Genomic DNA, 21371 nt, shown 5'->3' on the forward strand with positions numbered 1-21371 from the left:
CGCAAAATCTATACTCAGAAAGACAGCAGAGAAGAACTCGACAAGTTCAATTTAGAGGAGAAGGCTTGGAGCCCCGCACCTGCCAGCTGACCATTAGGTCCGCCTACTGCCGTCATGACTACGTCCAACACGAACGGGAGAGACGACGTGTGAACGCACATGTCGACATCACCCAGAACTGTCTTGCATCCCTTCGACGTCGGCTGGCATGATGGTGCCAACTCGCTCAATCTGATATGCAAGGCGAGGTTACGGCTCCACTTGTATATTCTTGTTAGTCTCTGGTAATAGGCTTCCATAAGAAATTAGAGCGCTTAATCTATTTTTCGGCAAATGTGTCGATGAAATTAAAAGGCTTCCGTTGCAAAGTGTCCTGCCAGCAATATCGGCAAATCAATTTGCCACCGTCATGTCGTTACGGCCAAACCTGATTTCCTGGTTTCTCGGTTCCGGGGCATCGGCAGCCTCGGGCATACCGACCGGCTACTCTATGATAACGGACTTCAAGGCGCGGATATTCTGCCGGGAGAACAACATATCGAGACGTGAGGTCGATACCGGCGATCCGGTATGGGTCCAACGCATTGCGAGTTTCTTCCGAACTACTTGCATCCTTCCACCCGAGGGTGACCCAACGGAATACGCGACTGCCTTCGAAGCGGTTTATCCGCACGAGCGGTTGCGCCGACAGTACATCGACGACGCCATTGCCAAGGGCACACCCGCCTTCGGTCATAGGGTACTCGGCAGCCTAATGGCGGCCCGGAAGACCGATTGCGTCTTCACGACAAATTTCGATTCCCTGATTGAGGAAGCGGCGCAGACGGCGAGCGCGCTCTTGCCGGCAAAACAGCAATCCCGGCCAACCGTTGCCGCACTCGATTCCGCCGACCGGGCGGTGAGGAGCCTGAAGGAATCCGATTGGCCGCTCGTCGCCAAGCTGCACGGCGACTATCAGTCCGAAGACATAAAGAACACCAATGCCGAATTGGCGGCCCAAGACGTTAGGATGCGGCACGTACTGATCGAAGCCTGCCAGCGCTTTGGCATGGTCTTCGTCGGCTATTCTGGCAGGGATGCTTCTGTTATGGAGGCGTTGACGTCTGTCCTGACGAAGACTCCGCCTTTTCCCAACGGCCTCTTCTGGGTGGCCCAGTCCGCGTCGAAGCTCCTGCCCGAAGTGACCCTTTTCCTCGAGAACGCGCGCTCCGCCGGCGTCGACGTCTCGGTGGTCGAGTGCAGGACGTTCGACGAACTGGCCGCCGACGTGATCAAGCAGGTCGATCTGCCCCCAGTGCTTCAAGACCACGTCATGGCGGGACGATCGGAGGCGAGGTTAATCCCCGTCAATCTACCTACGGCGGAGGCCAGGAGATTTCCGGTTCTGCGGCTTTCCGCATTACCTGTCGTAGCGGTCCCGCGCACCGCGAGGCGGATCATTCTCGAAAACGCGACGACTTCGCCCGCAGCGCGGACAATGGTCAAAGACGCCAAGAGCCGAGCTATCGTCGCCGCCAACGGTCGGGAGCTCGCGGCATTCGGCAATGATGCCGAAATACTGGCCGCGTTGCAGCCGCTCGGACCCAAGATCTCCGGCACGATCGAGTTGGATGCAGTTAACGAGAGTTGGGTTCGCGGGCTAATCTACGACGCGCTGGTCGAGGCGCTTTCTCGACACCGTCCCCTTCGGGCACGCCGCCAGCGCTCCGGGCATTCGCTGGTCATCATAGGGCCGCGTGAGGGCGAGGAACCGGGCAAAGTACAATGGCGCGACAGGGCCCTTTCGAGCTTGCGAAAGGCTTATGGTACATCCCTAACCGGCACCGTGCCGACGCTGGACTTCCCATTCCAGGAGGGTGTTTTCCTCAAGCTGGAATATGTCTCGGGGCAATGGTGGTGCGGCTTCGAGCCCCACACGTTCGTTGACATCCCCCGCGCACGCGAAACTGCCGCCGATAAAAGCGAAGCCACGGTCGCTTCCCCACTCGAAAAGCCGTTCGCGCGGCGAGGAGGCGACCCGGCGGGCGACTGGCGGCGGGAGCGCTGGGCCCAGCGATACAACGGGAATTGGGCCAGGATCATCGACGCTTGGGCACTACTGCTGACTGAAGGCGCCGACGGCAAGGTACGTGCCTTCGGTCTCGACCCGGGTTCGGGCATCGACGCGGAATTCCTTGTCTCGTCGATTACTGCCTGGAGCCGTCCCGGCAATCATCACGGCTACTTCGAGCGGAGCCGCTGATGGACAGCTCCCACCTACTATCGAAAATGCCGCCGTTCGCCTTGCTCGAGGAGCCGTTTCTCGTCTTTTCGCCGACCGACCAGACGCACGTCGACGTGCATCCCTTGCGGGGTCTTACGAAGTTCGGCCCTTACTCCAAAGACTCATTTGGGAAATATGCATCCAAGATAAGGATTGCCACCGTCGGGCCGGAGAGCGCCTTCAGGCAGCGCGGTGCCTTGATGGCGTCACTACGGGGCAGTCATAGTCCTACCGACCGGTCCGAATACGTTCCAGCCTATCCGGGTTTCGAGCGATTGTATCGCGTTGCACTAGAATCCGCCCCAGCCCAGGCGCACGTCAAGTGGCCGGATGAGCTCGATCAACTGCCGGGCGACGGACTGCCCCAGCAACGCCTGTCTGATGCAATGGACGCGGCGCTCCGTCGCCTAGATTCCGTCCGCAACGACTTCGACGTCGTTCTGGTCCATTTTCCCGATAATTGGCTTTCGGCTACCCATGGGCCATACTTCGATGCTCACGACACCCTCAAAGCCATGGGCGCACGCTACAACATCCCGACACAGGTGTTGAACGACAGGGCTTTCTCGTTCGCCCATAAGGCTTCCCTGGCTTGGCGCCTCTCGACGGCACTATACGTGAAGGCCGCGGGCATCCCGTGGAAGCTGGCACCTTTGAAGGGCGTGCCCGAGGACACCGCTTACATCGGGTTAGCCTATGCGTTGCGGGGTGACCAACGCGACGCCCACTATATTACCTGCTGTTCGCAGGTTTTCGACATGGACGGTGGCGGAATGCAATTCGTCGCTTTCGAGGCGCGAGATCCAATTGCCGATGTCGCGGAAGCACGGAGGAATCCGTACCTCAGCCGAGACGACATGCGCACGGTACTTGCCCGAAGCCTTGAACTCTATCAGGCCAGGAACGGCGGTGGCCTGCCCCGAAGGCTGATCATCCACAAGACCACGGCCTTCAAGCCGGATGAGATCGAGGGCGTCTTCGATGCCCTTGCTGGCATCCCGGAAGTGGAGTGCGTGGAAGTCGGTGGCGCGTCCGGATGGCGCGGTGTTTGGCTGATCGAATCCGGGCAACGAAGGCCACCGACCAAACCATCCGGCTATCCAGTGCCGCGGGGAACGGTCGTCATCAGATCCGGGAACTCCGCATTGGTTTGGGTGGCTGGAAATGCACCACAAGTTTCGAGCAAGTCGGATTATTTCCAAGGTGGAAAGAGCATCCCGAGGCCCTTGCAGATCGTTCGGCACGCCGGCCGCGGCTCGCTACACCTGACCGCGCACGAGGTATTGGCGTTGACCAAAATGGACTGGAACAACGACGCACTTTACGATCCGGTGCCGGTGACTATTCGGTATTCCCAGCGCTTGGCTAGAACCATAGCCAATGTTCCCGATCTGCCCGGCAAGGCCTATCCCTATCGCCTTTTCATGTGAGGCGCCGAGTCCGGCAACGGTCGCGTCTAGTAGCTGAGCACGTCCTTCGAAGTGCTTCCAGCATGTCTGCTCATTTGAGAGTTCTGCCGGAAGCTGCCAGTCCGGTATCGGCCCATTGCTGCCATCCCGTAGAACAGGCATCTGTGGCAGCTTGGTACGAATTCACGAATGGCTTTTCCACCGCGGCAACACAAGTCCATCGTAGGTAACCCGATCGATCTCAGCCTGCAGGCGCTCCAGCGAGATGCCGCGATCCATCACGCCGTCGCTCCGGCGCATTCGTCCATAGCTGCGGCCGACGCCGCCACCAGCATGGCCAGTGAACGCGTGGTGGACTTCCTCGGAAATTCCGGCCTCGCGGCAAGCTCGTTTGAAGGTATGCCGGAACGAGTGAAATGTTTTCGACGGGCTGTCGACGGCGTACTCCCCCAAGTAGCGGCCAAACCACTTCGACCACAATTTTGCTTTTGGTCCGATTGGTGAACTGAACTCGGCCCAAAGCGGATCATGAGCCTTTGCCTTCTTCGCTCGCTCAGCGACATAGTCGAGTAAACCAGCGGCGATGAGGTCGCGATGGATCGGCACCGACCGAGCCGAGCTCGTAGTCTTCAGGTTCTGGTCATCGCCGTCGTCATTGAAGTCGATGAAAGCAAAGCCGGTGCCACCGGTGCGAATGTCACCGAGCCTGAGCTGCGCTATCTCAGATCGCCGCGCGCCAGCGTAAAGTGCAATGACCGGGAACCAAAAAGCGGCTTCGCCTTTGCCGCCGAGTTGACGCTTCCCTTCGACGAAGACCGGTGAAGCAAATAGCTTGTTCAACTCTTCAACGCTGAACGGCTCGTAATGGCCCTTTTCCATCGCTGATACATCGAAGGTTACATAGAACGGATTGGACCACCCCGAGGCGGCATCGAAGTGTCCGTCCTTCTCAGCCTTGGTCAGAACGCCGGCGAGAAGATTCAGGCTCTTGTTGATGGTCTGAGCGTCCCTTGGCTCGTAGGCGGTGAGATCGTTCTTCAGCAATTCGGGCAACCACATCTTCGCCAGCTTGTGTGGCAGTCGCTTCGGCACGCGAGCGAGCGCGTCGCGAAATTCACGAGTGTGCGTTTTGGTGATCTTGCCGACGTCGAGGTCACCATGCAACTCGACGAACCTCTGCACGGCTCGCGTCGCTTCGTTGATTGACTCCTGACGTGGCTTCCGAGCCGACCGACTGTTCGACTGTGACCAGTTCGCTAGAGCGGTCGCTAGTGGCAGGGCTTTCGTCGTGGGGAGGTCAGGGGATGCGATCTCCTCTCCGTTCAGCCGCTCCGTAATAGCTTGCACGGCCTTCCTCTGTGCCTTGATGAACGAGAGCTCAAGCTGCCGCCAGGCGGGATCATCCGGGTGGAGCACTATCCCGGCGTCCTCGACCGACTTGTTGATGATCCGGTGGATCGCTTCACTGCCGCGCATTTTTGCAACTTCATCACGCGACAACTTGTCGAGCGAGGCTACGATTGCTCGATACGCCGCAATGTCACCGTCGGTCATCCCGGCTCCATCTGGCGAAAAGGCACCGGTGTCGAGGTCGAGCCCAAGACCCTTCCTGCGCAATGCCTCGTCGTTTCTCATCAACCTCGCGGTGTGAGCAGCTGCAAGCGCATCGATCGTAGCTGGCGCGATCTCGGTCGGCGGCCCGTCTGTAAGTGATTTCCTGGCAAGATCGACGAGACGGTGGGCTTCTTCGATCAAAGGAAGGGCGGCTCGTTCGGCTGTTCGCTGATCGTTGGTTCGCAGCGATTTGACCAGCTCGTTCTTAAATCGGCCAGACCTGCGGTTCACGCACCATTCGATTTCTTCCGGCCAAGGCATCGGGAACGGCCGGCCGGCTATGTCGTCAGGCAGAGCGAACCGGAATTCGAACCGGTTCGCGCGACGTTGGAGGTATTTCATGCGCGCCATTTTACACCCCGAATGTAGCACGCGAAAGTAGCACGCGTGCGGATCAGATAGCAGTAAAATCAACGCCTTAAGCGATTTCAAGCACTTGCTTGAAGAGTGGCGCGCCCGAAGAGATTCGAACTCCTGACCCCCAGATTCGTAGTCTGGTGCTCTATCCAGCTGAGCTACGGGCGCGCAACAGGCCATGCTTTACATAGCCCCGCTAACCGATCCTGACGACCGGCCGCGACAAGACGTGTTCCCTAGCGACTGAATTTCCGAAAAGCAAGCCAATCCGGCAAAAGTTTTGTCGCAGCTGCTTTCGACGGTGTCGATCAAGGTGTGCTGAGATTCAGCTAAAGTCCGGCTTCGGCTGAATATCAATACTGCTCAGGCCGGGCGGCGCAGGCCGTTGCGGGCCTGGTCGAGGCGGACCGGCTGGTCGGGGATGGTGACGGCGAAGGTGGTGCGTCCGCCGATCGATTCGACCAGCTCCACCGTGCCGCCATGGGCGCGGATCAGTTCGTGCGCGATGGCCAGGCCAAGGCCGGTGCCGCCGCTGCGGGCCGAGCCGCGAAACGCCGCGAACAGGTTTTCTCGAGCCTTCGCCGGCAGGCCGGGACCGGTGTCGGTGACAATGATGCGGCTTACGCTGCCCATGCGCTCGGCCGATACGGCGAGCCGGCGCACCAGCGCGCTCTCGGCGTCGGCCGCCATCGCCTGGACCGCGTTGCGACAGAGATTGGTGAGCACGCGAAACAGCTGGTCGGAATCGGCATCGACCTCGAAGGCGAGCTCGACGGCATTGACGAATTCGATGCCGCCCTCGATGTCGAGCAGGCCGTGGACGTCGTCGACCAGCTGGCGCAGCCGCAAGCGGCGGCGTGAGGGCGCCGGCTCCTGCGTGCGACCATAGTGGAGCACGCCTTCGGAATAGGAGACGGCTCGGTCGAGCGCGCGCAACAGCTTTGGCGCGAAGGCCTGCACCGTCGGGTCCTTGACCAGGCGCAAGCGGTCCGACATCAGCTGCGCCGAGGCCAGGATGTTGCGCATGTCGTGGTTGATCTTGGAGACGGCGAGGCCAAGGTCGGCAAGGTGCTTCTGCTCCGACAGCATCTTTTGCAGCCGTTCCTGCATCTGCGACAGTTCGCGCTCGGCAACGCCGATCTCGTCGGCGCGGGCGGCCGGGTGGATGATGCGCCCTGGATCGTCGGGCGCCTCGGAGAAGGACAGCATCGAGCGCGTCATGGTGCGGATCGGGCCGATCATGATCAGGTCGATCGCGGCATAGACCAGCATTGCGGTGAACAGCGAGATCAGCAGTGAGACGAAGGCGACGTTGCGCGAATAGCGCAGCATGGCGTTGCGCAGGGAATAGTCGGGCATGATCAGCTCGAATTCCTTGTCGCTGTCGCCGACCGGGCCGAACACCCGCAGCATGCGCTTGCCGCCGAAGAACAGCGTATCCAGCGCCCCGGTCATGCCCTTGATCATGCCGACATTGGCGATGTCGATGTGCTCGTCGACCTGCGGCGGCATCTCGGCCACCACCAGCAGGCGCGATACGCCGCCGTCGCGCACCGCGATCGCCTTGGCGCCGATTGCCATCAGCACGTCGTTCTGGGCGGCGCGGGAGAGCGAATTGGGCTCGCCCTGCACCAGCACGATCGACACCGCGGCAGCGGTGCTTAGCCGCTCCTTCAGCCAGGCCAGGCGGTAGCTGGCGATCCAGGGCAGGAAAATGAGGACTTCGGCCAGGAGCACGAAGACAATGGTGAGCAAGAGCAGCTTGGTCGACAGGCCGCGCGCCAAGGGCACTGAACGATTGGGCACCGAACGGCTCGCAACCGGGCGAACGGTCGCCGGGCTGGCATCGGCTGTCGCCGGGCCGCTCCCTTCATCCGCTGATGCAACTTCGCTCATTAAGGCCTGTCTTCACAAACGCTTGATCGGTTGAGATTAGGTGATTGCGGCTTTTTTGCCAATTTCATCCTTCGTTGGACGATGGTGCCAGCAATAAAGATAGCCTCGAACTGGGTGTTCGCGCCGCGACGAACGGGGTGTCGCGTCGTGACGAACTGGCAGTTCGCACTGCGACGAACTGGCGTTCGCGCTGCGACGAACTCATAGTTCGCGCTGGATTGACTCCCAAAACCCTTCTTTCTATAAGCCGCTCACGCTCGGGCCATTCGTCCCGGCGCGGTTTCGATCGCGCCAATGCCGGCCCGGCAAAGCTCCTGTTACACAGTGACAGAATCAAGAAGGGCCGCACCCCGCGGTATTAAAACAAATGAAGCGTACCTACCAACCGTCCAAACTCGTCCGCAAACGCCGGCACGGTTTCCGTGCTCGCATGGCCACCAAGGGTGGTCGCGGCGTCGTCGCAGCTCGCCGCAACCGCGGCCGCAAGCGGCTCAGCGCCTGAACGGAAGACGAGATCGTTGCCCGCAACCGGCAAGCCAGTGGGACCAAACCCCAAGCGGCTTCTGAAACGTGCGGAATTCCTGGCCGTCCGCCGCGGTGAAAAGCGGCGCGGGCGGCTTTTTCTCGTCGAAGTTCTCGACCGCAATGACGGCCTGCCGCCGCGCGTCGGCTTCACCGTCACCAAGAAGGTCGGCAATGCGGTTGTCCGCAACCGCGTCAGGCGGCGGCTGAAAGAAGCCGTGCGCACCCATGCCGCAAGTGACATGGCGCCCGGCAATGACTATGTCATCGTCGGGCGTGAAGACGTGCTCACCATTCCGTTCGGCCAGTTGAAGGCCGAACTCTCCCGCCGTCTCAGCGGAACACGATAGGCCAAGGGCTTTCGATGGAAAACAACCGGAACTTCTACATCACCATCGTCTTGTCGGTGCTGATCCTCGGGCTGTGGCAATATTTCTATGTGCTGCCGCGCAGCGAACAGCAGCGCGAGGCGGCCCGCATCGAAGAGCAGCGGGCGGCGGAGCAGAAGAAGGCGGCCGAGGCCGCCAACCCCGGCGGCACGCCGGCGCCCGCAGCGCCCGGCGCCATTCCAAACGCGCCCGGCACCTATGTTACGACGCCGGAAGGCCGCGCGCAGGAAGTGGCCAAGACGGCCCGCGTCAACATCGACACGCCGAGCCTGTCGGGCTCGATCAACCTCACCGGCGCCCGCCTCGACGACCTCAAGCTCAAGCACTATACCGAGACGGTCGACAAGACATCGCCGCAGATCCAGCTGCTCAATCCGCAGGCGCTGCCCACAGGCTATTATGCCGAGATCGGCTTTGTCGGCAGCGACACGACCGGCACGGTGCCGGGCCCGGAAACGGTCTGGAGCGTCGACGGCAATGCGACTCTGACGCCGGCGACGCCAGTGACGCTGACCTTCACCAACGACAAGGGCCTGACCTTCAAGCGCACGATCTCCGTCGACGGCGACTACATGTTCACCGTTTCCGATGCGGTGCAGAATTCAGGCTCGGCCCCGGTCACGCTGTCCAATTACGGCCGCGTCATCCGTTTCGACAAGCCAGCCATTGCCAGCTCCTATGTGCTGCATGAAGGCCTGATCGGCGTCACCGGCACGGAAGGCCTGCAGGAGCACAAATACGCCGACATCGAGAAGAACAAGCTGTATACGCCGAGCAAATCGACCGATGGCTGGCTTGGCATCACCGACAAATACTGGGCGGTCACCCTGGTGCCGACCGAGAAGCAGCCCTTCCAGCCGCACTATGCCTATTACGACAATGGCCGCCCGCGCTACCAGTCGGACTTCCTCACCGACCCGATCACCATTGCCGCCGGCCAGTCGGCGACGGTGGAGACCGAGATCTTCGCCGGCGCCAAGGAAGTCAACAAGATCAACGCCTACGCCCAGGACCGGCAGATCAGGCTGTTCGACCGGCTGATCGATTGGGGGTGGTTCATCTGGATCACCAAGCCGATGTTCTACCTGATCGACACGCTGTACAAATTCTTCGGCAATTTCGGCCTGGCCATCCTTGCCACCACGGTCGTCGTCAAAACCCTCTTCTTCCCGCTCGCCAACAAATCCTATGCGTCGATGGCGAACATGAAGAAGGTGCAGCCCAAGATGCTCGAGATCCGCGAGAAATACGCGGACGACAAGATGAAGCAGCAACAGGCGATGATGGAGCTGTACAAGACCGAGAAGATCAATCCGCTCGCCGGCTGCTGGCCGGTGGCGCTGCAGATCCCGGTGTTCTTCTCGCTCTACAAGGTGCTCTACATCACCATCGAGATGCGGCACGCGCCGTTCTTCGGCTGGATCCAGGATTTGGCCGCGCCCGATCCGACCTCGGTCTTCAACCTGTTCGGCCTGCTGCCCTTCGCGCCACCGGCATTCCTGCCGCATATGGGCGCCTGGGCGGTGGTCATGGGCATCACCATGTTCCTGCAGATGCGCATGAACCCGACGCCGCCGGATCCGACGCAGGCGCAGATCTTCACCTGGATGCCGGTGATCTTCACCTTCATGATGGGCAGCTTCCCGGCCGGCCTCGTCATCTACTGGGCCTGGAACAACACGCTGTCGATCCTGCAGCAGGGCGTGATCATGAAGCGCCAGGGCGCCAAGATCGAATTGTGGGACAATCTGACGGCATTGTTCCGAAAGAAACCCTCGCCGGCTGAATAGAAGGCGCTATTCCGGCAATCAAAGCCCCGGCTCGTCCGGGGTTTTTTTGGACGAGGCGCGCATCACGTTCCCGTGAGGCGCGAAACTTGCGGCGTGCAACCGGCGTGGCTGCTGCTTGTACCGCCAAGGCCGATCAACACCGATCAGCTCTAATCCGAAGACCGCTGTTTTTGATCCGTGACCCCGTCATGTCCATCGCGGGGATGCGGCGCGTGGAATGGGCATTCGCCTTTAAGTATTTGTTATCATTATCGTTTTTTACTCTGCACCGAAACTTTCCCGCAATCGCCGCGTAACTCTTCCCGACAATCGAATCAACAATTGTCGCACCAGAAGGGTTCTCCAATGGCAAAGTCCATCCTCAAGGCATTCTGCTTTTCCGCCGGCCTGGCTCTATCGGGCCTCGCAGCTACGACGGCCTATACGCTCGCCAATCCCGCCGTTGGCGGCGCTGCGATGCTGACCTCGAAGAACATCGTCGAGAACGCCCTCAACTCGCCGATCCACAAGACGCTGGTTGCCGCCGTCAAGGCCGCCGGCCTGGTCGACACGCTGGAAAGCGCGGGACCCTTCACGGTGTTTGCGCCAACCGATTCCGCCTTCAAGAAACTGCCGGCCGGCACCGTCGCCACGCTGGTGAAGCCCGAAAATAAGGACAAGCTGACCAAGATCCTGACCGCCCATGTCGTGGCCGGCAAGATCTCGGCCAAGGATATGATGACCAAGGCCAAGGCGATGGGTGGCAAGTATGAAATGAAGACCGTCAGCGGCGACACGCTGATCGCCGAGGTAAAAAAAGGCGCGCTTTATATCGTCGACGAATCCGGCGGCGCCGCCAAGGTAACGGTCGCCGACGTCGACCAGTCGAACGGCGTCATCCACGTCGTCAACAAGGTGCTGTTGCCGAAGTAACGGCTTTACGCAACGGGGAATGACGGCGGGCTGCGACGGGCTTTCTCGGTCTGCCTTCCCCACCTCACGAGGAGGTGCCATTCTTTTGAAGCCGTCTTCGACACCACCGGGGTCCTGCTTGTCCTTCGCAGGGCCCCGTTTTTTTTGTTTCAGGGCGCCTTAGCCGACGGCGGCGGTCGACCTGATCGTGATCTGCCGCGGCACGAACTGAACATCGAAGCCCAGCAGGGCTCGCTCATCGGGCGATTGGTGCTATAGGGCGGATCACGCCATCTCGAATGGCGGCTTTAATTTGCGCCACTCTCGACGGATCTCGCCATGGACGGACCCAACCCAGACATCAAACACCCGATCCCGATGCACACCCGCGTCGGCTTCCTCAAGCCCCTGGTCACCGCGCCGAATATCGAGATCGGCGAGTTCACCTACTATGACGATCCTGACGGACCGGACAAATTCGCCGAGCGGTGCGTGCTGCATCATTATCCCTTCATCGGCGACAAGCTGATCATCGGCAAGTTCTGCGCCATCGCCGAGGGCGCGCGCTTCATCATGAACGGCGCCAACCATGCCATGTCCGGCTTTTCCACCTATCCGTTCAACATTTTCGGCCATGGCTGGGAGCAAGGCTTCGACCCGAAGACGTGGTCGCAGGAACTGCGCGGCGACACGGTGGTCGGCAATGATGTATGGATCGGCATGGATGCGGTGATCATGCCCGGCGTGTCGGTCGGCAATGGCGCCATCGTGGCGGCGAAATCGGTGGTGACGCATGACGTGCCGGCCTATGCGATCGTCGCCGGCAATGCGGCAAAGGTGGTGAAGATGCGTTTCGACGACAGGACGGTCAGGCGGCTGCTTTCCGTGGCGTGGTGGAACTGGCCGGTGGACAAGATCGGCCGCAACCTCAACGCCATTCGGGGCGCCGATATTTCCAGGCTAGAGGCAGCGATTTGAACGCGCTGGGCAACACCGTCATCGGAACCGACCTGTTCACCAAGGGGTGGATCTTCATCCGCGGCGTGCCGGCGATGAAGTTCCTGCCGCCGGAGGGGCCGCCGGAGATCGCCTTTGCCGGCCGCTCCAATGTCGGCAAGTCGTCGCTGATCAATGCGCTGGTCGGCCATAACGGGCTGGCGCGCACCTCCAACACGCCGGGGCGCACGCAGGAGCTCAACTATTTCGTGCCGGGCGGGTTTTCCGGCGAAGGCACCGACTTGCCGCCAATGGCGCTGGTCGACATGCCGGGCTACGGCTATGCCAGCGCGCCGAAGGAAAAGGTGGACGATTGGACCAAGCTGGTCTTCGACTATCTCAAGGGCCGCGTGACGCTGAAGCGGGTCTATGTGCTGATCGATTCCCGCCATGGCATCAAAGCCAAGGACGACGAAGTGCTGTCGCTGCTCGACAAGGCGGCGGTGTCCTACCAGATCGTGCTGACCAAGACCGACAAGATCAAGGCCGCCGGCGTGCCGCAGCTGATCGAAGAGACATTACTGAAGATCAAGAAGCGGCCGGCGGCGTTTCCGTTCGTGCTCGCCACGTCGTCGGAAAAGGGCGAGGGTCTGGACGAACTGCGCGCGGCGATCGTGCTGGCGGCCAATGGCGGTTAAAAGCAACTCCGGGAAAAGTGTGAAGCGGTTTTCCGTCCGGAGTTGCGAAAAAAGACCTTTGGCTAACTAGGCCTTTGCCTTGGACTTCGCCTCGAGCGCGATCATCTGGTGGCTTTCTTCCTCGGCAAGCTTTTCAGTGCCGTAGGACTTCAGGAACAGGCTGACGCCCGACCGCACGATGTGGTCGATTTCATCCTGGCTCGGCGCCTTGGTGCGGTAGGCGAAGATGCACTGGCGAAACAGGCCGGCGAGGCACAGTTCGGTGAATTGATAGGCGGCAAGATCGACATCATCGATCTTGAGCAGGCCGCGTTCGATGGCTGCATTGAGGAACTTGACCACCTTGTCGTGGCCGCGTTTGGGGCCGCGTTCGTAAAACCGCGCGCCCATGTCGGGTATCCTGTCGGAGGCGCCGATCACGGTGCGTTGCGCCTGGATGACCTTGGCCGAGGTGATCTTCATCGACAGCACCTTGCCGAACTTCACCAGCGTCTGGCGCAGATCGTCGGCGCGGTCGAGCATGTCGTACATGTTCTTGAAGATGGTGCCGCGCTCTTCCTCGATCAGCGCCTCGAACAGCTCTTCCTTGTTGGCGAAGTAGACATAGATCGTGCCCTTGGAGACGCCGGCCTCGCGGGTAATGTCGTTCATCGACGCCGCTTCGAAGCCCTTGTCGATGAACACGCGCCGCGCGCCCTCAATGATCTGGCTGCGCTTGACCGGATCCTGGCCCGCCGCCGGGCGGCCGCGACGCGCACTATCCAGCACATCGCACCGATCATTTTCGACGTCGGGTAACGTGTCGGCCATTAAAGTCACACCTCGCGAAATAATTCGAACCGAGCGGTTCGATTGCTCTTGATATGGGCCTGCTTTAGCGCTATGTCAACGTTCGCATCGAACCGAACGGTTCAGTATAACACATTTTCCTTATGTAGCTACGGTAGCGAGATATCATGTCCTCGAACACGCCAACCACCGCCGAAGTCCGCCCCTTTCCCAACGCCAAGGTCTCGCCGGTTATCGAAGCGCCGGAAGCGCCCATCAAGCCTGCCGCCGAAGTTTTGGCCGAGGTGCCGGCCAAGAAGAAGCGGTCGGCTCGCTCGTTCATGCTGCCGATCATCGGCCTCGCTCTGCTCAGCGCCGGCGCCTGGTATAGCTATAATTACTGGACCGACGGCCGGTTCCTGATCTCGACCGACGACGCCTATGTCCAGGCCGACATGTCGTTCGTCTCGCCGAAGATTTCCGGCTATGTCGATCAAGTCAAGGTCTCGGAGAACCAGCAGGTCAAGGCCGGCGATCCGCTGCTGACGATCGACGACGGCGACTACAGAATAGCCGTTGCCCAGGCGGAGGCGCAGATCGCCACGCTGGCCAAGACGCTCGACCGTATCGACGCGCAGACCAAGGCGGCGCAAGCTTCGCTGCAACAGGCGCAGGCGCAGAAGGTCGCCGACCAGGCGGCAGCCGACAACGCCGCTCGCGCCCAGCAGCGCGCCGCGCAACTGGTCAAGACGCATGTCGGCACACAGGCGCAACTGGACGATGCCCAGACCGCTCTCGACCAGGCCAATGCAGCCCTCGTCGGCGCCGACGCGCAGATTGCAGCCGCACAGGCCAATATCGGCGTGTTCGAAGCGCAGCGCGCCGAATCGGCCAGCACGCTGGCTTCGCTGCGGCTGAACCGCGACAAGGCCGCGCGCGATCTTTCCTTCACCGTGCTCAAGGCGCCTTATGACGGCGTCGTCGGCAACCGCTCGGTCGAGCAGGGCGACCTCGTCAGCCCCGGCCAGAAGCTCGCCGTCGTGGTGCCGCTGGACAAGCTCTACATCGTTGCCAACTTCAAGGAGACGCAGCTGGCCAAGCTGGTGCCCGGTGAGAAGGTGCGGGTCTCGGTCGACGCCACGGACGGCCATGATTTCGAAGGCACGGTGTCGTCGCTGGCGCCGGCTTCGGGTGCGGTGTTCTCGCTGCTGCCGCCGGAAAATGCCACCGGCAACTTCACCAAGGTGGTGCAGCGCATCCCGGTTCGCATCGACGTGCCGGCCGATGTGCTGAAGGCAGGCAGGCTGCGCGCCGGCCTGAGCGTCGTCGTCGCCGTCGACAGCCGCACGGCTCCGGCTACGGCGAACTGAGCGAAAGCCGGGAGCAACGCCATGGCAACCGCAACCATAACTGCAGGAGCGGCGCCGGCGCCTGCCATGCCGGCGGTACCGACGACCATCTCGACGCGCCGCCTCATCGCCTTCCTGGCGATGGTGTTCGGCATGTTCATGGCGATCCTCGACATCCAGATCGTCTCAGCCTCGCTGGCCGAGATCCAGGCCGGCCTCAGCGCCAGTTCCGACGAAATCCCATGGGTGCAGACCGCCTATCTGATCGCCGAAGTGGTGATGATCCCGCTGTCGGGCTTCCTCAGCCGGATGCTGTCGACGCGCGTGCTGTTTGCAGGCGCCGCGGCCGGCTTCACGGCGGCCAGCGCGCTGGCCGCGACCGCCACCAACATCGACCAGATGATCGTCTACCGAGCCATCCAGGGCTTTATCGGCGGCGGCATGATCCCGAGCGTTTTCGCCGCCGCCTTCACCATCTTCCCGCCGTCGCGCCGCGCCATGGTGTCGCCGATGATCGGCCTGGTGGCGACGCTGGCGCCGACCATCGGCCCGACCGTCGGCGGCTATATCAGCCATGCCATGTCGTGGCACTGGCTGTTCCTCATCAATGTCATTCCAGGCATTCTGGTGACGGTCACGACTTGGACCCTGATCGATTTCGACAAGCCCAATCTCGGCCTGTTCAGCAAGTTCGACTGGTGGGGCCTTGCCGGCATGGCGGCGTTCCTCGGCTGCATGGAATATGTGCTCGAGGAAGGTCCGAACCATGACTGGCTGCAGGAACAGGCCGTGTTCATCTGCGCCATCATCATGGTTGTCGGTGCGGCGCTGTTCTTCTGGCGCGCCTTTACCGCCGAGGAGCCGATCGTCGATCTCAGGGCCTTCACCAACGTCAATTTCGCCTTCGGTTCGCTGTTCTCCTTCGTCATCGGCATCGGCCTGTACGGTCTGACCTATCTCTACCCAGTGTTCCTCGGACGCATCCGCGGCTACGATTCCTTGATGATCGGCGAAGCCCTGTTCGTCAGCGGCCTGGCGATGTTCGTCACCGCGCCGATTTCCGGCATCCTGTCGAGCAAGATGGATTTGCGCATCATGATGATGATCGGGCTGTTCGGTTTCGCTGCCGGCACATGGTGGATGACGCATCTGACCGCCGACTGGGATTTCTGGGAATTGCTGATCCCGCAGATCCTGCGCGGCAGCTCGATGATGCTGTGCATGGTGCCGATCAACAACATTGCGCTCGGCACCTTGCCGCCGGACCGGCTGAAGAACGCGTCGGGCCTGTTCAACCTGACCCGCAACCTCGGCGGTGCGGTCGGCCTTGCCGTCATCAACACCGTGCTGATCGATCGCAGCGCCTTCCACTACGCCAGGCTGGCCGAGCATGTGGAATGGGGCAGTGCGGCGGCGCAGACCAAGCTGCAGAACATGACGCTCGACTTCCAGCAGACTCCCGGCCTCGACGCCACCAAGGCGGCGATCTCCAAACTGTCGGGCATGGTCCAGCAGCAGGCGTCGCTGCTGTCGTTCATGGACGTGTTCACCATGCTGACCGTGCTGTTCGCGACCATGGCGGTCTTCACCCTGGTCATCGCCAAGCCGGCGCCGCCCGCGGGCAGCGGTGGCGGAGGCCATTGAGCGCGCCGGACCCCCGCCTGGCGCCCTCATGTGTGACCCCGGAAATCACCCCCGATTTCCGGGGTCACGCTTAAGCATCGATCGTTATCAAGCTCCTTGGTCGAACACCCGGCGCGCTATGCTGCGGCAGGCGCCCCAAACCATTTGGTCAGCGAGTCGGTTAGCCCGGCTGCTTCAGGGCCGCCGACCCAGGCCACATAACCGTCAGGCCGGACCAGCACTGCGCATGGGGCTTCGACTGCCCCCAGCACCGGAAGCTCCCAGACGCCATCGTAGCTGGCGTCGACAGACCGAACCCGATCAGCCCACGGGCGGATGTCCAAAGCGCCGGGTTTTTCAAAGTTGAGCAGCAGCGGCCGGGCGTCGTGCAGCAGGGCAAAGACCCGCGCCGGCCCAGCAGCGGTGACGAGGTCGAGATCAGGCATGCGACGTCCCAGCAGCGGATGCCCTTCGCCAAGATCGTAGTGAATGTCCAGGCCGGACATCATCCCGGCAAAACGCTTGCGCGGCTCTTCCATGGCGAGCAGTTCGGCCATTGTATCGCGCAACGCTTTGGTACGCTCGTCTTCGCGACGGAGCGCGACTGACGCCATGGTGTTTTTCAATACGCGCGCGGCAACCGGGTGGCGTTCTGCCTGATAGGTGTCGAGCAGGCTTTCCGGCGCGGTATTTGTGACCACCTGGGCGAGCTTCCAGCCCAGATTGACCGCGTCGTGCACACCGGTCTGCAGACCCTGTCCGCCGTCCGGCGGATGGACATGCGCGGCGTCGCCGGCGAGCAGCACCCGCCCCTTGCGATATGAGGCTGCCTGCCGGGTCATGTCGGTGAAGCGGGCCAGCGATGTTGGATTGTGGACGCCGTAATCGGTACCGTAGACGGCAATGAGCGCCTCGCTGAGCTCATGCAACGTGGGCACGCCGCCGGCCCCGACCTCGCGTTCGGTCACCAGCACCCGCACCGTACCGTCTTCCAGTCTGCTGAGGCCGTGAATTCCGATGGCATCGCGGTGGATACCCCATTGCGGCTCTTCCGTTACCTCGACCTCGGCGATCAAATTGCTGGTTGTCGGCTCGGAACCGGGGAACTCGATGCCCGCCGCCTTGCGCACGAGGCTTCTGCCGCCGTCGCAGCCGACAAGATAATCGGCACGAAGCGACCCGCCATCGCTCAGTGCGACATCGACGCCGCCGCCATCCTGCACGAAGCCTGTCACCTCGCGGCCACGGTAGACCGTGACGCCAAGTTCATCGACCCAGCAGGCAAGGATGCGCTCTATGTGCTTTTGCCACAGCGCCAGCCCGTAATTGTGGCGGGTGGGGAAGTCGCTGATATCAAGCGAAACGCCGGCGAAGCCTGCGACCTGTGCGGTCTGGCCTTGCGACAGGAACCGATCGGCAATGCCGCGCTGGTCGAAGATCTCGATGGTGCGCGAATGCAGGCCGCCCGAGCGCGCGCCGGCGAGATCCTGGTTCTCGCGCCGCTCGACGATGGCGACATCGATGCCGTCCAGGGAAAGCTCGCCGGCCAGCATCAACCCGGTCGGGCCGCCGCCGGCGATCACCACGGAATGGGATATTCGCGGCCGGTCCGCATCAACACCGTCGGTCGATTTGGCGGTCGATTTGGGCTCGCCGTCGCGAGCCCGTGCTTTGGTTGGTTGCATAGATTCTGGCCCTCTCGTTAGGGCTGCGGAAACTACGCATAAAAAACCGTCTGCCAATTCTTGAAGTTGACTGTTTTCGCCCCATTTCAAGAGATAGGAGGCGGTCGTCACGCCGGCTCCAAATCCCCACCCCGCTAAAAGACGCCGAACGGTCAGGCAGTTGCCGGCTTGAAGCTGAGCGCAACGCCGTTGATGCAGTGGCGCAGGCCGGTCGGCGCCGGGCCATCGTCGAAGACATGGCCGAGATGACCGCCGCAGCGGCGGCAATGAACCTCGGTGCGGGTCATGCCCAGCGAACGGTCCTCGGTCTTGCCGACGGCGTTGGCAATCTCTTGCCAGAAGCTCGGCCAGCCGGTGCCGGAATCGAACTTGGTCTCCGAGGAATAGACCGGCAGGTCGCAGCCGGCGCAGGCGAAAATGCCCTTGCGGTGCTCGTTGAGCAGCGGGCTGGTGCCGGGATACTCGGTGCCTTCCTTGCGCAGCACGTTGAAGGCTTCATCCGACAGGATGGCGTGCCACTCGGCGTCGGTCTTGGTGACCTCGAAGGTTTCAGCAGCTCTGGCGGGTTGGGGTCCGCCCATGCGCAGCGTTGCCACCGCGGCGGCAAATGCGGCAACGGCGACGCCACTCAAAAGCAAGTCGCGACGGTTCATGACAGAAATCCTCCTGCGGGTTGTTTTGCCAGATTTGGCCGCCACTGGAAAATCAAAAGCCGGTGACGGTTGCCCTGCAAACGAACGCTCCACACCGGCTCCGCGCTTGTTGCGGACGGGATGGAGCGCTCGGTCGTTTGCTCGGCCCACGGGGGCGGGGCCGCGCAATCTGCAGGAGCTTACCGCCTGTTCGTCGGCGGCAGGGCTTTGTTACATCTTCGGCAGCAGGACCTTGTCGATGACGTGGATGACGCCGTTCGACTGCTCGACATCGGCGATCGTCACATTGGCGACATTGCCGTTCTCGTCGGTCACGGTGACCTTGCCGCCGTCAGCCTTGAGCGACAGCTCGCAGCCGCCGACCGTCTTGACCTTATGGGTGCCGCCATCGGCCTTGGCCATCGAGGCGACATCGGCGCCCATCGCTTTAGCGCCGATGACATGGCAGGTCAGGATCTTGGTGAGCTTGTCCTTGTTCTCGGGCTTGAGCAGCGTCTCGACCGTGCCAGCCGGAAGCGCGGCGAAGGCCTCATTGGTCGGCGCGAAGACGGTGAACGGGCCTGCGCCCTGCAGCGTCTCGACCAGGCCGGCAGCCTTGACGGCGGCGACCAGCGTGGTGTGGTCCTTCGAATTGACGGCGTTCTCGACGATGTTCTTGTTGGCGTACATGGCGGCGCCGCCAACCATCGGATTCTCGGCATAGGCGATTGTGGCGAGGGCGGAGCCGGCAATGGTACCGGCGAGCAAAAGGGTGGCGATTCTACGCATAGTGTTCGAACTCCTCGGGGTTATTGTTTCCTCTTTCGGAACATGAGGAGATACGAAATAGAACTGCCTGAGTTTCCGCGCGCCGGGAAAAATTTCCTTTATTTTGTCGACGAATTAATCTCCGGAGATCGAACCTCTAATCTCCAGCAGCGTATCCAAAACGAAAACAGCGGAAGATGTACTTCCGCTGTCTTCATTGTGACGTCATGGTTTTACGATTTATCAGATGCCCTTCAGGTCGCCCGCGGCAACGACCGGTCCGGTCGGCTGTCCGGTCGTCGAACCGCCCGTCGGCTCGACGCTGACGGCAAGCACGGCGCCTTGCGCCAGCTTCTGCTGCACTGCCGGGGTAACCGGAATGTGCGTGACCTGGCCGGCGGGAATGACACCCATCGAGACCGGCGCATTCTTGCCTTCGATCATCCACAGTTCGAAGTCCTTGCCGGCGGCGCGTTCGCCCGAAACCAGCGACAGGCCAACATCGCGGCGGGAAGCGTCGTAGACGACGAGGTATTTGACATCGCTGCCTTCGGCAGCCAGCGAGGCGACGAGGCGCTCCTGCGGCACGACGACCGGCGACCTGACGTAAGGCACGGCGACATAGAGCACCAGGGCCGCGAGAGCCGCTGCGGTGAGGCCGCGCCAGAAGCTAAGGCTGGACCACAGGCTGCCGCTCGGGGCCGTCGTCGACGCCGCGGTGGAGGAGAACAGCCGGCGATCGATAGCCGGCTTGATGGTGGCCGGCGGCTCTACCTCAGCATAAGCGGCAGCGATCGGCGAGAGGTTCACTTCCCAGGAATCGACGAGACGGGCAAAGCCGGTCTCCGCGTCGATGCGTCCGGAGGCTATCTGGCGCTCATCCGCCGGCAGCACGCCGAGAACGTATTCGGCTGCGAGCAGGTCGTCGCCTCCACGTTCCGGTCCATTTTCTTCTGCCAGGGTCATCTTTCCAGACATTCTCTAAGTTTCAACAGGCTGCGGCGCAGCCATGTCCGCATCGTGTTGAGCGGAACCTTGTGACGTTCCGCGAGCTCGGCGTAACTTTCGCCGTTCAAATACGCACCCCGAACGGCTTGCGCCCGGTCTTGTTCCAACTCTTCAAGGCACTGATAGATGCGCTCGGATTCACCGCCCGCAACAACCATAGCCTCTGGCCCGGGACCGGGGTCAGCCACGTCGAGCGCGGCATCGATATCGGCAGCAGGCTTGCGTCGCGACCGGATGCGATCAATCGCATGATTGCGTGCTATGGCCACCAGCCAGGAGATTGGGCTGAGATCAGAAACAGCGAAACGATCCGCCTTCGTCCACACTTTGACGAAGACCTCTTGCAGCGCTTCTTCCGCATCTCCGCGATCCTTCAATACACGAAGGCACACGCCGAAAAGTTTCGCACTGGTTTGCCGGTAAAGCAGATCGAACGCAGTCCGATCCTTCATCGAGGTCCGGACAATCAGGGTGGAGATATCCTGCGGCGTCATACGGACAAGCTAAGCGATCACAATTTATTTGCAAAGGCAGAAATGTTGTTGTCCACGCAATCGATGTCCGCGCCCGATCGCCAGTAATCGCCGGTCGGTTGCCAAGGAAATCGGCTGTCGTTAGCCTCCCGCAGATAGGGGAACAGCAATGTCGGCCGAACGGATGCTGTGGGAGAACGATGCGACCGGCTTGGCAGAGCTGTTGCACAGAGGCGAGATCTCGCCGCCGGACGTTGTCGATGCTGCGATCGCGCGCGCCGAGGCAACCCGATCATTGCG

At 61.6% G+C, this 21371-nt stretch carries 18 protein-coding genes and 1 tRNA gene; 10 read left to right on the plus strand and 9 right to left on the minus strand.

All coding sequences use genetic code 11. The annotated features are described in order from the left end of the window. The first annotated feature begins 361 nt into the window (after positions 1–361). Entirely contained in the window at positions 362–2242 is a 1881-nt protein-coding gene (locus NLY42_RS06785) for an SIR2 family NAD-dependent protein deacylase (protein ID WP_023755375.1), read from the plus strand. Further along, positions 2242–3693, plus strand: coding sequence for an argonaute/piwi family protein (locus tag NLY42_RS06790; RefSeq protein WP_023755374.1), 1452 nt, complete (start codon positions 2242–2244; stop codon positions 3691–3693). Before NLY42_RS06785 ends, NLY42_RS06790 begins: the two co-directional genes overlap by 1 nt. Before the next feature lie 162 nt (positions 3694–3855). Here the strand turns inward: NLY42_RS06790 and NLY42_RS06795 are convergent, their stop codons facing one another. The 3 genes from NLY42_RS06795 to NLY42_RS06805 all read right to left on the minus strand — a co-directional run bounded on the left by NLY42_RS06795 (position 3856) and on the right by NLY42_RS06805 (position 7539). Beyond that, positions 3856–5637, minus strand: coding sequence for a site-specific integrase (locus NLY42_RS06795; protein ID WP_023755373.1), 1782 nt, complete (start codon positions 5635–5637; stop codon positions 3856–3858). 97 nt (positions 5638–5734) lie between these two features. After that, positions 5735–5811: transfer RNA gene (locus tag NLY42_RS06800), tRNA-Arg, on the minus strand. 195 nt (positions 5812–6006) lie between these two features. Further along, positions 6007–7539, minus strand: coding sequence for an ATP-binding protein (locus NLY42_RS06805; protein ID WP_023755372.1), 1533 nt, complete (start codon positions 7537–7539; stop codon positions 6007–6009). A 367-nt stretch (positions 7540–7906) separates the two neighbouring features. Between NLY42_RS06805 and rpmH the strand changes: the two genes are divergently transcribed. The 6 genes from rpmH to yihA all read left to right on the plus strand — a co-directional run bounded on the left by rpmH (position 7907) and on the right by yihA (position 12765). After that, positions 7907–8041 carry a 50S ribosomal protein L34 gene (rpmH, locus tag NLY42_RS06810; RefSeq protein WP_008833937.1) on the plus strand — a complete coding sequence of 45 codons (135 nt, stop codon included), beginning with the start codon at positions 7907–7909 and terminating at the stop codon, positions 8039–8041. 16 nt (positions 8042–8057) lie between these two features. After that, on the plus strand, positions 8058–8411 hold the full coding sequence (gene rnpA / locus NLY42_RS06815) for a ribonuclease P protein component (protein ID WP_023672264.1): 354 nt from the start codon (positions 8058–8060) through the stop codon (positions 8409–8411). Positions 8412–8425: 14 nt separating this feature from the next. Next, complete coding sequence (gene yidC / locus NLY42_RS06820; protein ID WP_023709266.1) at positions 8426–10240, plus strand: membrane protein insertase YidC; 1815 nt, start codon at positions 8426–8428, stop codon at positions 10238–10240. 345 nt (positions 10241–10585) lie between these two features. Then, the gene (locus NLY42_RS06825) at positions 10586–11152 is read left to right on the plus strand and encodes a fasciclin domain-containing protein (RefSeq protein ID WP_023755371.1); all 567 of its coding nucleotides are present in this window, start codon (positions 10586–10588) and stop codon (positions 11150–11152) included. Positions 11153–11470: 318 nt separating this feature from the next. Then, on the plus strand, positions 11471–12109 hold the full coding sequence (locus NLY42_RS06830; RefSeq protein ID WP_023681358.1) for a CatB-related O-acetyltransferase: 639 nt from the start codon (positions 11471–11473) through the stop codon (positions 12107–12109). After that, positions 12106–12765 (plus strand): ribosome biogenesis GTP-binding protein YihA/YsxC, encoded by a 660-nt coding sequence (gene yihA / locus NLY42_RS06835; protein WP_023673242.1) that lies wholly within the window; start codon positions 12106–12108, stop codon positions 12763–12765. The genes NLY42_RS06830 and yihA overlap by 4 nt, the downstream gene beginning before the upstream one ends. 66 nt (positions 12766–12831) lie before the next feature. Here yihA and NLY42_RS06840 read toward each other — a convergent pair whose 3' ends face one another. Then, positions 12832–13575: a TetR/AcrR family transcriptional regulator gene (locus tag NLY42_RS06840; protein ID WP_023710413.1), complete on the minus strand. Its 744-nt coding sequence runs from the start codon at positions 13573–13575 to the stop codon at positions 12832–12834. 146 nt (positions 13576–13721) lie between these two features. Between NLY42_RS06840 and NLY42_RS06845 the strand changes: the two genes are divergently transcribed. Together NLY42_RS06845 and NLY42_RS06850 are read left to right on the plus strand one after the other, a co-directional pair. Further along, positions 13722–14903, plus strand: coding sequence for an HlyD family secretion protein (locus NLY42_RS06845; protein ID WP_023755370.1), 1182 nt, complete (start codon positions 13722–13724; stop codon positions 14901–14903). Positions 14904–14924: 21 nt separating this feature from the next. Beyond that, positions 14925–16526 (plus strand): DHA2 family efflux MFS transporter permease subunit, encoded by a 1602-nt coding sequence (locus tag NLY42_RS06850; RefSeq protein WP_023755369.1) that lies wholly within the window; start codon positions 14925–14927, stop codon positions 16524–16526. 116 nt (positions 16527–16642) lie between these two features. Here the strand turns inward: NLY42_RS06850 and NLY42_RS06855 are convergent, their stop codons facing one another. The 5 genes from NLY42_RS06855 to NLY42_RS06875 form a co-directional block, all read right to left on the minus strand. Further along, positions 16643–18190, minus strand: coding sequence for an FAD-dependent monooxygenase (locus NLY42_RS06855; RefSeq protein WP_032896152.1), 1548 nt, complete (start codon positions 18188–18190; stop codon positions 16643–16645). 152 nt (positions 18191–18342) lie between these two features. Next, positions 18343–18843 (minus strand): peptide-methionine (R)-S-oxide reductase MsrB, encoded by a 501-nt coding sequence (msrB, locus tag NLY42_RS06860; RefSeq protein WP_023755367.1) that lies wholly within the window; start codon positions 18841–18843, stop codon positions 18343–18345. A gap of 210 nt (positions 18844–19053) precedes the next feature. After that, positions 19054–19611 (minus strand): fasciclin domain-containing protein, encoded by a 558-nt coding sequence (locus NLY42_RS06865; protein ID WP_023755366.1) that lies wholly within the window; start codon positions 19609–19611, stop codon positions 19054–19056. A 222-nt stretch (positions 19612–19833) separates the two neighbouring features. Continuing rightward, positions 19834–20556 carry an anti-sigma factor gene (locus NLY42_RS06870; RefSeq protein ID WP_023755365.1) on the minus strand — a complete coding sequence of 241 codons (723 nt, stop codon included), beginning with the start codon at positions 20554–20556 and terminating at the stop codon, positions 19834–19836. Further along, a complete protein-coding gene (locus NLY42_RS06875; RefSeq protein ID WP_023673234.1) occupies positions 20553–21092 on the minus strand; it encodes a sigma-70 family RNA polymerase sigma factor in 540 nt (179 codons plus the stop codon). The genes NLY42_RS06870 and NLY42_RS06875 overlap by 4 nt, the downstream gene beginning before the upstream one ends. Between the last annotated feature and the right edge of the window lie 279 nt (positions 21093–21371).

Source organism: Mesorhizobium sp. C372A, assembly GCF_030323245.1.
Lineage (GTDB): Bacteria > Pseudomonadota > Alphaproteobacteria > Rhizobiales > Rhizobiaceae > Mesorhizobium.